The following is a 14,092-nucleotide window of genomic DNA, read 5'->3' on the forward strand; positions in this document are numbered from 1 at the left end:
AGTTTCAAGGCCTTTTGAGGCCAACTACACGATGAGAATACCTACATTGCCTGGCTTTTCGCCGGCGGCATTTGATAAATATTTTAAAAATACGGGCTGGTTAATGCTGGCCCGTGTTGGTTCATTATTTATCAAGATGCTGGTGACGGCACTTCTACTGCCCAATTATCTGGGCGCGGCATCTATGGGTGCACTCAACTATCCATTGATTATGCTGTTCACGGGAATCTGTACGTTAGGTACGGATGCCTTAGTTACACGACAGCTATTGCAAAATCCCGAACGCGAAAATGAACTAATGGGCTCGGCGCTGCGACTACGTCTTATTGGCGGATTGGTCGCTATACCGATGATCTATTTGACCTATTATTTCATTCAAAATATAGGGCAAAATGCACCTGCAGCGTCATTTAAGCAGCTGGCGGTGATGTCATTGATTTGTTTGGTGCAAGCTACGCAGATTATCGATAGCTACTTCCAGTCTAAAGCTCAAGGGAAAACAATCATGTTTGTTCAAGTGACGGCCAACATCCTGTCGGCAGCACTGAAGCTTATTCTCGTGCTTTTTAAGGCTCCTATCGATGCTTTCATTGTCATGCTTGTTATTGATGTTCTGCTGTTGCAAATCGGTTATATTTATCATTACCGACGTCAGGGCCATTCAATATTTAATTGGAAATATGATCCTAAGGTAGCCAAGCAGCTTTTGACGCTTGGATGGCCTTTAGCCTTTTCGGCAATTTTTGTGAGTTTATACATGAAAGTGGGACAAATCATGTTGGATACGATGAAAGGTAATAGTGTTTCCGGCGTGTATAGCGTGGTATCTCAACATACCGAAAGTTGGTTCTTTGTGGCGACGGCAATTAGCACGGCGCTCTTTCCTGCGATTATGAATTTCCGCAAAAATCAGCCTGAGCTCTATCAAAAACGGATGATTAACCTGTACGATCTGATGGTGGTGGTGAGTGTAGGTATTGCCTTAACGATTACCTTGATTGCTCCATTTTTGTATCGTACCTTCTTGAAACCAGAGTTTTTACCGGGCGCAGCGGCGCTACAAGTGAATGCATGGGCTGGTGTTTTTGCCTTCTTAGGAACCGCTAGCGGTCAGTTTTTAATTGCCGAAGGTTTAACCAAGATTAGCCTGTTGCGTACTCTTTTGGGAGCTATAGCCATTATTTTGTTCAATCTATGGCTTATCCCACAATATGGGATGGTTGGTGCTGCTTTTGCAAATGTATTGGCGCAGGCCACCTCGACTTTTTCTTTGTTATTATTCCCTAAGACACGTAAGCAAGGTTATCTATTGCTGCGGTCCTTATTTTTCATCTCCTTAATCTCAAACCTGCGTAAAAAAAGGTAGTTTACAGGCTGTGCTACTTGTGCTTACCTCTTTTTGAAGGTTAGCGGTCTTTCTATTGGAAAACTGGTTGTTTTCGTAAAAATCTTCACTTAGATTGAGAATTATTAACTAGATTCGGGTAAAACAGATGTATGAAAAAGCAAGGATCTTATAGCACATTGTTAAACCTTAGGGTACTCAAAGGACTATTGTCGCTCAGTGCAAAAGGTTATTTTGTGCAACGTGGTTGGTTGAAATCATATGAGCTGAAGCAGGCTTTAGCGCCTGATGGTCAGCCTATACCTTGGTTAACGTACTCTTTCTTGGATTTTTTGGAAGGACGCCTACACAAAGGGCTGACGCTTTACGAGTATGGAGCCGGAAACTCTACGCTGTTTTTTGCTAAACAAGTAGCGTCGGTTCGTTCCATTGAGCATAATGAAGAATGGTATAGAATAATTCAAAATAATCTTCCAGATAACGTAAATATTCATTATATTCCTTTAGGCGAGGGCGCCTATCAAAATGCCATAAGCAGCGAAGAGCAGTCTTTTGATGTTGTTTTGGTAGATGGTCGTGAGCGTGTAGCTTGTATTAAAAATGCTGTAAACAAGCTGAAGGAAAATGGTGTTATTATTTTAGATGATGCCGAAAGGGAGAAGTATAAAGAGGCTTTTACTTTTATGAAAAGTAAAGGTTTCCGTTATCTTCCATTTTCTGGCATTGCTATTGGGGCGATACATGATAAAAGTACCGTCGTTTTTTATAAAGATCAAAACTGTTTAGGAATTTAAATGCGAGAATTAGCACCCATTGTTTTATTTGTCTATAACCGACCGAAACATACACGTCGGACATTGGCTGCGCTAGAGAAGAATGCATTAGCATCGTCTTCTTTATTATATATCATTTCGGATGGACCGAAAAATGCAGATGCTATAGAGTCTGTGAACCAGGTGCGCGCTATTATTCGCGAACCGTGGGAGTTTAAGCACATTACGATTATTGAGCGAACCAAGAATATTGGCTTGGCCGATAATATTATTGATGGCGTTACACGTATTGTGAATGAGCATGGACGAATCATCGTCCTAGAGGATGATTTGGAAACATCGGCGCAGGCATTACATTATTTTAATGACGCGTTAGACTGTTATGCCGATACAGAGCGGGTGATGCAGATTAGTGGCTATATGTATCCGGTACAATACCCACGACGTTTGCCGAAGACGTTTTTCTTCCGTGTGGCAAACAGCTGGGGGTGGGCGACCTGGAAACGTGCATGGGATGATTTTAATCCCGATATAGAGGCACTTACGGCAGACTTCAAACATCGCGATATTAAACGGTTTACAATCGACGGGACGGAGAATTTTTGGAAGCAGGTTAAAGCGTTCAAAGCAGGTAAGATTAACTCTTGGGCCATTCGTTGGTATCTTTCTGTATTTAATAAAAACGGACTGGTATTGTATCCGCGTCATTCGATGACTCAAAATATTGGAACCGATGGGTCGGGAACACACTCTGATTTGGATCAAGCCTACCGTGTAGAATTAGAGACCAGTAGGGTTAAGTATTTCCCGACAGAAATCGAAGAGCATAAGAAAGCATACGAGGCCATAAAATATTTTTATACCCACCGAAAAGGGAATATTTTGGAGAGGTTGGTTCGTTATTTGATGAAAAAATTCAAAAGAAAGTAAACGTGGTTGTCCCTAAAGTTTCTATTATTACCATTGTGTACAACAATGTCCGAGATATTGAGTACACGATTCGATCTGTGATGAAACAGACGTATCCGAATATTGAATATATTGTCATCGACGGTTTGTCTACCGATGGAACCTTAGACGTTATTGACGAATATCGGGAGGAGATTTCTATTCTTGTTTCGGAGAAGGATAAAGGCATTTACGATGCTATGAATAAAGGGTTGGCCCTCGCCACAGGTGATTATGTGTTGTTCTTGAACTCTGGTGATGAGCTTTATGAAGACATGACCTTAGAAAAGGTATTTACCAGTGCGGAGAATGCCGATATTTATTATGGTGAAACCAAGCTGGTTGACGAAGATCGTGAGATCCTTGGTGACCGCCGCCATACGGTGCCGGAGAAATTCGATTGGACCTCCTTCAAGTATGGGATGAGCGTTTGTCATCAGGCCATCTATGTTAAGCGTAGCCTTGCTGAACCTTATGATACGAAGTATAAATTGAGTGCTGATGTGGATTGGGTTATTCGCGCAACCAAGAAAGCAGAGCATATTGTTAATGTGAAGCAGTATGTGGCTAAATACTTGGTCGGAGGAATGTCGCAGCAAAGGCATCGAGAGAGCTTGAAAGAGCGGTATGCGATTTTTAGAAAGCACTATGGTTTCGTTCCAAACTTAATTAATCACGGCGTTATCGCTGTTCGTTTATTTTTATATCGATTGAAGAATGGCAAAACAAGAGACTAATTTGCTAAACCCGAATATTCTGGTTGAATTGGCTAATACAAAAATGCCTTTCGGCAAATATCAAGGTTGGTTGCTTTGCAATTTGCCCGAGCCTTATTTGGTATGGTATCACGCGAAGGGATTTCCGGCGGGGAAGCTAGGTATGCAGCTGGGAACGCTGTATGAGATAAAACTAAATGGTCTTGAATATTTGTTGAAGCCATTAATAAAAAAGCCCTAATCACTTAAAAAGCGGTTAGGGCTTTTTTATTTAGTTGAATAGGAGCACCGCAATAATCAATGTGATAATCACATTGAACGTTTGTGCAATAACAAAAGCGTAGAGTGGTTTTTTGTTGTTATGTTTAAACAAATCTCTAAAATTTGTTTCCAATCCGCTGGACGTAAATGCCAGCGTAAACCATAATCCTTGAATACTTTTCAAGCCTTCTTTCACCTCTTCAATTTTTCCTGGAGAGACAAAAAAAGAGAATAGTAAGGACGCAAAGATAAAACCCAGTACAAATTTTGGAAAACGAGCCCATATAATACGTAAGGTAGGTTTCTCCGTGCTCTCCGCGCTTTTCGACTTTGTATAGGTCCAGTAGATACTAATGGCAAATGCCGCAATACCGAGTAACACATTCTGTGAGAACTTAACAATGGTACTTATTTTTAAGGCTTCTTCTCCAACGAGTGATCCCGAGGCCACAACAGCGCCTGTTGTGTCAATACTTCCGCCTAGCCAAGCTCCAGTTACTTCTTGCGACAGACCCATCCATGCAGCCATGTATGGCATAAATATCATCATGGGGATTGCTGTAATTAGGACTAAAGAAATAACATAGGATAGTTTCTTATTGTCTCCTTGTATGGCGCCAGCCGTAGCAATGGCTGCCGAAACACCACAAATAGATACCGCACTAGAAAGCATTAGGCTCATCTCTTTGTCGATATTCATTTTTTTACATAGCCAGAAGGCAAAATACCAAACGGATAGTACAACGACGAGGGCCTGTATGAGTCCTAGAGAACCCGCTTTGAGGATATCACCGAAAATCACGGTCGTGCCGAGTATTACTAAGCCAATTTTGACATAAAGCTCGGTGCTCAATGCTGACTTGAACCAGTCGGGAAGCTTGAATAGGTTGCCAATAAGCAAGCCTATTGTTAAACTGAAGATTACGGCTTCGAGATTATAGCTTTTAATCAGTGCGTTGCCCGCGAGGATTAAAGCAAGTAGACTCAAGAGGTAGAGCGTTGGAAAAACAATGATTAAAGCTCGGATAGGCTTCTTTAGCAAAATGGCTCCTAAGAAGGCTGTGCTAAATACCAACGCGAATTGGCTTAAGATAGCTTTTAGGTTGTGTGATGCCAGCACATTGGTTTGTAGTTCGTTGAGGTTCGTCCAACTGAAGGTTGGTTTGGGGATGATTAATCCCGAAAGGGCTAGGAATATCGTTGCCAGGCCTAGGATAACGACAACCCAGTCTTCAGTTAATGAAAACGGTTTAGATGACATTGGTTTAGGTTGATTTTAGTAATTGTTGTATTGCTTGCTGAATATACGGATATTTAAATTTAAAGCCTTCATCTAAGGATGCTTTCGTCGATGCCGCAACAGATTGTAGCAGCAGGCTGCTATCTACTCCTTTGACGATAGCACCGACCTTGGCCATAATGGTTGGTAATGGAAGGCCTATAGGTTGGTTTAAATTTTGACGAAAAGCTTTCATGAATAGTGCGTTACTCACAGGGTAAGGGCTACAAGCATGATAGATTGGCGCTGGATTTTCCTGCTTTATAATCCATAAAACAAGTTTCACAAAATCACGTTGGTGAATCCAGCTGACATATTGTTTTCCATTAGCAACCTGCCCGCCAAGGCCCCATTTTACGATAGGCTTGAGGGAAGCAAACATGCCTGAGTTGTTCATTAAGACGGGGCTTACGCGTAGGATGACCTTGTGTGTTTGTGCTGGCGCTGTTACCGTTGTAAATGTTTTTTCCCAGATCTTGGTTAGGTTAGCCAGAAAATCATCTCCAAAATCAAGGCTTGATTCATCATGAATACCGTCCTTACCTCCAAAAATGGATATGCCTGAGAAGTTTATCCATAATCGTGGCGGATTTTTAAGGCCCATTAATGCTTGACCTAATAGCTGTGTGGGCTGCACCCTAGAGGTCTCCAGCTTTCTTTTATTTTCTTTGTTAAAACGACACTGTATACTTTTTCCGCTAAGGTTAATTAAAACATCAGCATCTTCAAGTTCTTCTTTCCAATCCCCGATTTGCACGCCATCCCAATACACATAACAGATGGCTGGATCTGTTGATGCCGTAGTTTGTCGTGTTAAAATCACACATTGTATATTTTTTTTCGCAAAAGCTTGAACGAGAAGTTCTCCTAGTTGTCCTGATCCGCCAGCCAAAACAATTTTTTTCATGTCTTTATAAAGTTACAGTTTTATTGAAGTGATCTTTTAATGCGATTTTCGCAGCATGAAACCCACACATGCCATGTACCCCTCCTCCGGGAGGTGTCGATGATGAGCATAAGTAGATCGATGAATTCGCCGTGCGATAAGGGCTTAGCGATAGGGTTGGCCTAGTGTATAGCTGCCTAATGTCCATAATTCCCCCATTAATATCGCCGCCCACATAATTCGGGTTATAGGCTTCCATGTCTAAGGCGTTCATGCTCACCTTTGCGCGAATACAGTCTTTGAAGCCTGGAGCGAATCGTTCTATTTGGTTGTCGATATATTGCGTCATATCCACAGAAGAACCGTTTGGAACATGACAATAGGCCCAGCCGGTATGCTCTCCTAGGGGAGCGCGGCTATCATCAAAGACAGAAGGCTGTGCAAAGAGGACAAATGGTTTTTCGACATGTTTACCCCGTTGTGTTTCCTGTTCACCATGAGCAACCTCTGCGTAGGTGTTGCCTAGATGTACGGTCGCAGCTTGTCTTGTTTGCTTATTTTGAAAAGGAACCGGTTCGCTGAGAATATAGTCTACTTTAAATACACCCATGCCATAACGAAACCGCTGAAGTTGTCGTTGATAGCTATTTGATAAGTTTGTCCCTTTAAGCTGTAAAAGTTGCTTCGGTGTCATATCTAATACCGCAACTTTATGTGGCGGAAGCTTGCCGATATCATCAACCCAATGATGGAGACGGATTTCACCACCCAAGCTGGTGTAGTATGCCGCTAGGGCATCCGCAATAGATTGGGATCCACCTACTGGAATCGGCCACCCGTAGCGATTGCCGACGGCCATCAGCACAAGTCCGATAGCTGCAGTTGTCCAGTTGGAGAGGGGCTGTAGGCCATGGGCAGCCATGCCGCCCCATAGCGCTTTCCCTTTTGTAGTTTTGAACAGCTTCGCTATCCAGTCTGCAGGAGGAAGTGCTTTAAGTCCAAAAGAGGCTAACTGAAACGGATGCTGCGGAAAGCGTAATGGCCCCATTGTGGCTAAGGCCAAATGCTCCCAATTATCCACAATAGGTTGTATTAGATGACGATATGTTTTTGCGTCCTTACCAAGCTGATCCGCTGTTTCGGCGACGTCTTGAAAAAGTAAAGCTGCTTCTCCATTTGCTAAAGGATGGGCGGCAGCGATAGGGGCGTGTACAAAGCGTAAACCGAATTTCGCTAATGGGATGGATCGTAAAAATGGTGACGCCATAGCCATCGGATGTATGGCCGAGCAGATGTCGTGGGTATAGCCAGGCCAAATAAGCTCTTTACTACGCATACCTCCGCCTATCGTATCAGCACCCTCAATAAGTAAGGTAGATAACCCTTGCTGTTGCATGGTAATCGCTGCGGCAAGGCCGTTTGGGCCAGCGCCTACTATGATGGCGTCGTATGCTTTCAATCGGTTTTTGTTTTTGATTCTTTAATGCGTGCACGCTAAAGTGATGTCTAGCGAGCAGCGGCGTGGTTTTGAAGTATCGCTGGTTAAAGATACCAAAATTAAGTGGCCTTTCTAGGTCGTGTGATTGGGATTTTAAAGGGCTATACTATTGCTTTAAAAAGAAGTGACAGGGTATAATACCCTGTCAGCTTCAATTGGGAAACAGATGAGTGCAGTTGTTCATGCTGCTAGGTTGCTATTTATTTTATTCCATTTTATTTTTATTTCCAGCTATAGCGTAAGGTTACGCCATAGGTACGTGGGTCCGCTACAATGCCGGCATACTGTCCGTAGCTTCCTGGAGCAGCCAATAGCTGCTCATAATAATCCTTATTCGTAAGGTTTCTGCTCCATACAAAAACACCCAAGCCATTGCTTGCATTAAAGCCGAGACGGGCATTCACTAAGCTGTATCCATCGATGTTTAAGAATGCTGAAGGCGATGGGCTTGACGAAAATTTAGACCTTGAAAAAGCATCTGCTGCTAAGAAGTATTTCCCGCCTAAGCCCAGGAATTTACCGGGTTGGCTGACTTCTGCACCCAGGGAGCCTGCCCATTTAGAAACACCAGGTAGCTCGCCGCCAGATATATCTTTAAAGGCTTGTGGCCCACCTACTTCTTCCAGAGGGACAGGAGCGTTGGTGAATTTCTTATATTTCGCATCGGTATAGGCTACGGCAGCATTGACTCTGAAGAAGCTGCTGAAGCTGATGCTTCCGTCTAATTCAATACCTTGCACACGTACTTTCTCCGCATTGGCTAGGTAGCCACGGTTTACGCCAGGGTCTGGTGTTTGCACTTGTGTTTGATAATCTTTAATGTCCGTTTGGTACACTGTCAGATTTAATATTGCACCTTTAGTAGGGCTTGATTTTAAGCCTAATTCTTTATGACGTACAGCTTCCGGTTTTACACGTGCTAGGTCGAGTAATACTTCTCCATTTGCCGTTGGTAGTCCACCTACGTTAATTCCTACTGGTTTGTAGCTTAGTGCATAGGTTGCAAAAGCATTCACCTTCGGCGAGAAGCGATATTGAACAGATAGCTGCCCGGAGAAATTGTCTGCCGACGCATCGGTGTCAAAAGCTTGGTCTGTATAAATAGCATTTTTTAGTGCCAGTAGCGCAGGGTCGGTGGTTTGTAGTCCTCCATAACGCTTACGGTCATAGTTGGCTACTTTTTTATCATAGTTGTAGCGTAAGCCTGGCAACACGTGAAGTTTGGGGGTTATTGACCAATCAATTTGCGTATAAGCGGCTAAACTGGTGCTTTTGATACCATATTCAGTACGGATACCGAAGTTGTCAAACAGCCCTGGTGTTTTCCATAAAGCGCTGGTTGATGTTTGTGCAAAGCGCCATAGTGCGGAGCCTCCCTCTTCTGTATGCACAGGGTCTGTACTTAAGTTTTGCCATAACCCAAATAAACCGACAACGCCACTTACTGTCTCACTAATCTTACCCGAGTAGCGGAACTCTTGCGACCATTGGTCGTGCTTAGAATTACCGGCGGATATGGTGAATACTGGAAGGCCTATATAATCTCTATCATTGAGGGGTACCCACTTCCAATGACGCCATGCTGATGTTGAGGTTAGCGTTCCATTACCAATTTTAATATCGGCATTTACGGAAGCCCCGCCTAGCTCATTGTCGGCTTTAGATTGTGTGTCTAGGTCGATTTTTCGTTCAAAGGCACTTTTATAAGGTATCTCGTAGTTTAAATCCTTGATGATGGCATCAAACTGGCGGTATGCTGGTCTTAGCGTTTGCACGACACCTGCTACGCCCCAGCCATAGCCATCCGGATGTTGCTTGCTTACATCACCTGCTACGACAATTTTGATATCTTCTGTCGGTGTAAATAATAACTGTCCGCGGAAGCCTAAGTTGTTGGTGTTATTAATATTTCTATTGGTGTGTACGTTAAATAAGTTTCCGTCGCGTTGGGTGCCGGAGAAGGAGATGCGAGCGGCTAGGTTTTTGGCTATCGGTCCTGTGATGGATGACTTGGCTTGTATAAATCCGTAGTTTCCATAGCTTACTTCTAAGTTTGCTTCAGGTTTAAACTGCGGTAGCCTTGTCGTGACGTTGAAAGCACCTGCCGTGGTGTTTTTACCAAATAGTGTTCCTTGTGGTCCCCGCAGTACTTCGATTTGCTCGATGTCGATAAAATCGAGCCATGTTGCTGCTGGTCTGGCAATGTAGACACCATCGAGGTAAAAGCCTACACCAGGGTCAATCCCGTCATTCGTCAGTCCATAAGTAGAGCCTAGTCCGCGAATGTTGAGCGTTGTGTTACGCGCGTTTGAAGCATATAGCTGCACGGTTGGAACAAGCTCTTTTAAGCGATTGACATTGAAAGCTCCAGCATCTTCTATGGCCGAGCCGCGAACAATAGAAATGGGAATAGGAATATCTTGTAGTTGTTCTTTACGTCTACGTGATGTTACATAAACTTGGTCTAATGATTCAATGGCTGGTTGCAATTGAATTTGAATGGGAGAAGTTTGTGCAACAATCTTCTGTGTTTGGTAACCTATGCGTGTAACAATTAATGTAAACGGAAGCTTTTGTCCGGTTACAAATTGAAAAAAACCTTCTCTATCTGTTCTAACCTGGTGTGTCACCGCTTCTAGCTGGACAGTAACTCCTTCTAAAGGTTCTTTGCTAATGGCATCAATGATGGTCCCTGTTAGTGAGGCATTGATTATCGGTTTGGTTTCTATTTGTGCTTCAGCACGAGGGATGCTTAAACTGGCGGAGCCGAGCGTAAGCGAAAGGTAAAGTAGTGTGTTTTTTTTGATATATTTGAGGTTGATTAATAGTGCTAAATACAAGTGCCAACGCCAATTGAAAGCTTGAATCACTTTTAATTTAATGGGGAAGCAGAGCTTCCCCATCGTTATATATGTATTGGGGGGAGAGATTTAGCCACGCATTCGCTCACGCAGTTGCGCATAGCGAGTATTAATCAAAGTAGAGTGCCGGAAGGCGCTCAAATCAGGTTCAGTCTTGTCGTTGTGTTTCATACTTGCCATCCAATAAATAGTTAAATAGACTCCGTATTCAACAACTATTGAAAACGAATACATTACAAATATATAAACAAAAATTAAATAGTCTACTATTTTTATAGATTTTGTATTCTTTTTTTTAAAAAAAAAGATGAATCGATGTTTATTGGTGCTTAATGGCGGTTTTTAGCATAAAAAAAATGTTTTCAAATTTGAAGAATTCCCCAAATTTGAAAACATTTTAAGTTATTGACGTCTGTACTTCGGCTTAGAAGTTGTATTTATTATCGTCAATAAGTTTTTTAGCGATACGCTGTCTAGCTTCTTTTACATTGAAAGGTTCAGCTTTTGTAAAACGACGAATACCAACCAACATCATTTTTAATTCATCACCTTCGGCGAAAGAATATAGAGCTTCCTTAGCTGCAACATGCACCTTATCGATGGTACTGTATAAATATACACGTGCCATGTCTAGGTGTAAAGCTGATGCGGCTTCGCCTTTAACATGGCTAAGCTTCTCTGCACGTAGGAGCGCTGACTCAGCCACATAAACAGAGCCAATGACATCAGCAATGTTCATTAGGATTTCTTCTTCCTTAGATAGCGAAGCCATTAGTTTCTGCACTGCGGCACCGGCTACAAGTAGGCCTGCTTTTTTCAAGTTGGCTATAATTTTCTTTTCTGCTGCGAATGGTGACTCATCCTCATCTCCGAAATCAGGAATTGCCATCAGTTCGTTAGCTACTGCTGTAGCTGGTCCCATCAGGTCAATTTCTCCTTTTAAGGCACGTTTTAACAATAGGTCGACTATTAATAGTCTGTTGACCTCGTTTGTACCTTCAAAGATGCGGTTAATACGGGAGTCACGGTAAGCGCGTTCCATTGGAGCTTCCGCTGAATAGCCCATACCACCATAGATTTGAAGACCTTCGTCAACAACATAGTCAAGCATTTCGGAACACCATACTTTAATGATGGCACATTCTATTGCAAATTGCTCTACAGATTTTAGTTTTGCCTGCGATTGCTCCATGCCTCCTGCAAGTAAAGAATCGTAGGCGTCATCAATATTTTGTCCGGCGCGATAGGCAGCCGATTCGTTAGCGAATATGCGGGTCGCCATTTCAGCTAATTTATAGCGAATAGCACCAAATTTTGAAATAGGAAGGTTGAACTGAACACGTTCGTTCGCATACTTTACAGCTTGCGAAATAACAGCTCTTGAAGAACCTATAGTCGCAGCACCCAATTTAATACGTCCTATATTTAAGATGTTTACCGCTATTTTGAAACCATTCTCTCTTGTGGAAAGCATGTTTTCTACTGGTACTGGACAGTCATTAAAGAAGATTTGACGCGTAGACGACCCTTTGATACCAAGTTTATGCTCCTCAGGATTCATGGTGATGCCACCAAAATCTTTCTCTACGATAAATGCGGTTAATTTTTTGTCATCATCAATTTTAGCGAATACGATAAACACATCGGCGAAACCTCCATTGGTGATCCACATTTTTTGTCCTGTGATATGGTAATGTGTGCCTTCAGCATTAAGCTTAGCGGCTGTTCTTCCGGAGTTTGCGTCAGATCCCGCATTAGGTTCTGTTAGACAGTAGGATGCTTTCCACTCGCCACTTGCTAATTTAGGGATGTATTTAGCCTTTTGCTCGTCATTTCCATAATACAGAATAGGTAGTGTACCGATTCCAGTGTGTGCCGAAAGGGCTACGGCAAAGGAGAAACCACCGCCTACAGCTTCTGCAACAAGCATGGAGGTGTTAAAGTTTTTTCCGAAGCCACCATATTCCTCTGGAATAGAAACGCCAAGAATACCGAGCTCACCTGCTTTGTCTAGCAAGCTCTGCATCAATCCTTCCTCTTGGGCATCGATTTTATCTAGCTTGTTTAAGACTTCGCTATCTAGGAAGTCCTGACAAGTTTGTCGAATCATCTTCGCCTCTTCATCAAATTCTTCAGGGATGAAAATGTCTGTATATGCTGTTTCGCGAATTACAAATTCGCCACCTTTGATTGTTTTTTTGTGTGCTTCCATCTTTTTTTATTTTGTGCTGAAGCGTCTATTTTCGCGTTCAGCAAGATTAAAACTGCGTTTCTGATTGTAGACTTTTAGTCTAATAGTTCAAATATGCCTGCCGCACCCTGGCCTGTGCCCACGCACATGGTAACCATTCCATACCGCTCTTTACGACGTTGCAAGTCGTTTAAAATTTGTACCGTTAATTTAGCTCCAGTACAACCTAGGGGGTGGCCTAAAGCTATAGCGCCTCCATTGATGTTCACCTTAGATTCATCAAGCCCTAATTCGCGGATAACCGCTAAAGATTGGGAAGCAAAAGCTTCGTTTAGCTCAATAAGGTTGATATCTTCTTTTTTAAGATTAGCTTGCTCCAATGCTTTCGGAATGGCATAAATAGGACCGATACCCATGATGCGTGGAGGTACGCCTGCTACAGCATAGCTCACCAAGCGAGCAATAGGTTTTACATTTAGCTCTTTCAGTTTTTTCTCTGAAACAACTAAAACGAAAGCTGCTCCGTCAGATGTCTGAGAAGAGTTTCCCGCAGTGATGCAGCCATCGGCAGCAAAAACAGGTCTCAGGCGGCCTAGAGCTTCCGCTGTGGTGTCAGCACGAGGGCCTTCATCACGGTCTACAGTATATTCGCGTTGTGCGATTTTATTGTCTTTTAAATAGTTCTCGGTAACCTTAATCGGTACGATGCCCGCATTAAGATGTCCGTTTTGTTGAGCAGCGATTGCTTTTTCGTGCGAGCGTAATGCGAAAGCATCTTGGTCTGCACGTGAAACATTATACTCCTTGGCTACGGCTTCGGCCGTTAGGCCCATGCCCCAGTACCAATCTGGATTTTCTTTTGCTACAACGGGGTTGGGTACAATTTTCCATCCGCCAAAAGGCATGCCCGACATGACCTCAACGCCACCCGCAATGATGCAGTCAGCCATACCTGCTTTAATCTTCGCAACAGCTGTGGCAATGGTTTCTAAGCCTGATGCACAGTAACGGTTTACCGTAACGCCAGGTACTTTATCCGTGTTGAGCCCCATAAGGGAAATCAGGCGGCCAACATTAAGGCCTTGCTCAGCTTCGGGCATGGCATTGCCGACAATGACATCGTCAATCTGTTCAACGTCAAGGTTGGGAACGGTGGAGACGAGGTGTTTAATCACGTCTGCGGCCAAATCATCAGCCCGCATGAAGCGGAAAGCGCCTCTTGGGGCTTTGCCGACGGCGGTACGATATCCTGCTATGATGTATGCTTCCATTTTTTTCTACTATTGATCGAGAATCTGTTTTGTTTTAAAACTATTGTCCTCGGTTTCGTTTGT

11 protein-coding genes are annotated in these 14,092 nt (G+C 43.1%); 5 read left to right on the forward strand and 6 right to left on the reverse strand.

Annotation, left to right across the window (positions count from 1 at the left end; translation table 11 throughout):
* Positions 1 to 31 precede the first annotated feature (31 nt).
* The 5 genes from WH223_RS03270 (at position 32) to WH223_RS03290 (ending at position 4,023) form a co-directional block, all read left to right on the forward strand.
* Positions 32 to 1,366 carry a flippase gene (locus WH223_RS03270; protein WP_340046099.1) on the forward strand — a complete coding sequence of 445 codons (1,335 nt, stop codon included), beginning with the start codon at positions 32 to 34 and terminating at the stop codon, positions 1,364 to 1,366.
* A gap of 131 nt (positions 1,367 to 1,497) precedes the next feature.
* Positions 1,498 to 2,139 carry a class I SAM-dependent methyltransferase gene (locus WH223_RS03275; RefSeq protein WP_340046100.1) on the forward strand — a complete coding sequence of 214 codons (642 nt, stop codon included), beginning with the start codon at positions 1,498 to 1,500 and terminating at the stop codon, positions 2,137 to 2,139.
* Positions 2,140 to 3,048 carry a sugar transferase gene (locus WH223_RS03280; protein ID WP_340046101.1) on the forward strand — a complete coding sequence of 303 codons (909 nt, stop codon included), beginning with the start codon at positions 2,140 to 2,142 and terminating at the stop codon, positions 3,046 to 3,048. It abuts the gene before it with no gap.
* Between the two features lie 2 nt (positions 3,049 to 3,050).
* Entirely contained in the window at positions 3,051 to 3,803 is a 753-nt protein-coding gene (locus tag WH223_RS03285) for a glycosyltransferase family 2 protein (protein WP_340046102.1), read from the forward strand.
* Positions 3,784 to 4,023: a DUF3820 family protein gene (locus WH223_RS03290; RefSeq protein WP_340046103.1), complete on the forward strand. Its 240-nt coding sequence runs from the start codon at positions 3,784 to 3,786 to the stop codon at positions 4,021 to 4,023. The genes WH223_RS03285 and WH223_RS03290 overlap by 20 nt, the downstream gene beginning before the upstream one ends.
* Before the next feature lie 30 nt (positions 4,024 to 4,053).
* Here the strand turns inward: WH223_RS03290 and WH223_RS03295 are convergent, their stop codons facing one another.
* The 6 genes from WH223_RS03295 to WH223_RS03320 form a co-directional block, all read right to left on the reverse strand.
* Positions 4,054 to 5,304 carry a YeiH family protein gene (locus WH223_RS03295; RefSeq protein ID WP_340046104.1) on the reverse strand — a complete coding sequence of 417 codons (1,251 nt, stop codon included), beginning with the start codon at positions 5,302 to 5,304 and terminating at the stop codon, positions 4,054 to 4,056.
* Between the two features lie 4 nt (positions 5,305 to 5,308).
* Positions 5,309 to 6,229, reverse strand: a complete 921-nt coding sequence (locus WH223_RS03300) for a TIGR01777 family oxidoreductase (RefSeq protein ID WP_340046105.1) — start codon at positions 6,227 to 6,229, stop codon at positions 5,309 to 5,311.
* Between the two features lie 4 nt (positions 6,230 to 6,233).
* On the reverse strand, positions 6,234 to 7,667 hold the full coding sequence (locus WH223_RS03305; RefSeq protein WP_340046106.1) for a phytoene desaturase family protein: 1,434 nt from the start codon (positions 7,665 to 7,667) through the stop codon (positions 6,234 to 6,236).
* Between the two features lie 260 nt (positions 7,668 to 7,927).
* Entirely contained in the window at positions 7,928 to 10,609 is a 2,682-nt protein-coding gene (locus WH223_RS03310; protein WP_340046107.1) for a TonB-dependent receptor, read from the reverse strand.
* A gap of 382 nt (positions 10,610 to 10,991) precedes the next feature.
* Positions 10,992 to 12,779 carry an acyl-CoA dehydrogenase family protein gene (locus WH223_RS03315; RefSeq protein ID WP_340046108.1) on the reverse strand — a complete coding sequence of 596 codons (1,788 nt, stop codon included), beginning with the start codon at positions 12,777 to 12,779 and terminating at the stop codon, positions 10,992 to 10,994.
* 74 nt (positions 12,780 to 12,853) lie between these two features.
* Positions 12,854 to 14,029 (reverse strand): acetyl-CoA C-acyltransferase, encoded by a 1,176-nt coding sequence (locus WH223_RS03320; RefSeq protein ID WP_340046109.1) that lies wholly within the window; start codon positions 14,027 to 14,029, stop codon positions 12,854 to 12,856.
* Between the last annotated feature and the right edge of the window lie 63 nt (positions 14,030 to 14,092).

Source organism: Sphingobacterium sp. MYb382 (genome assembly GCF_037572665.1).
GTDB lineage: Bacteria > Bacteroidota > Bacteroidia > Sphingobacteriales > Sphingobacteriaceae > Sphingobacterium.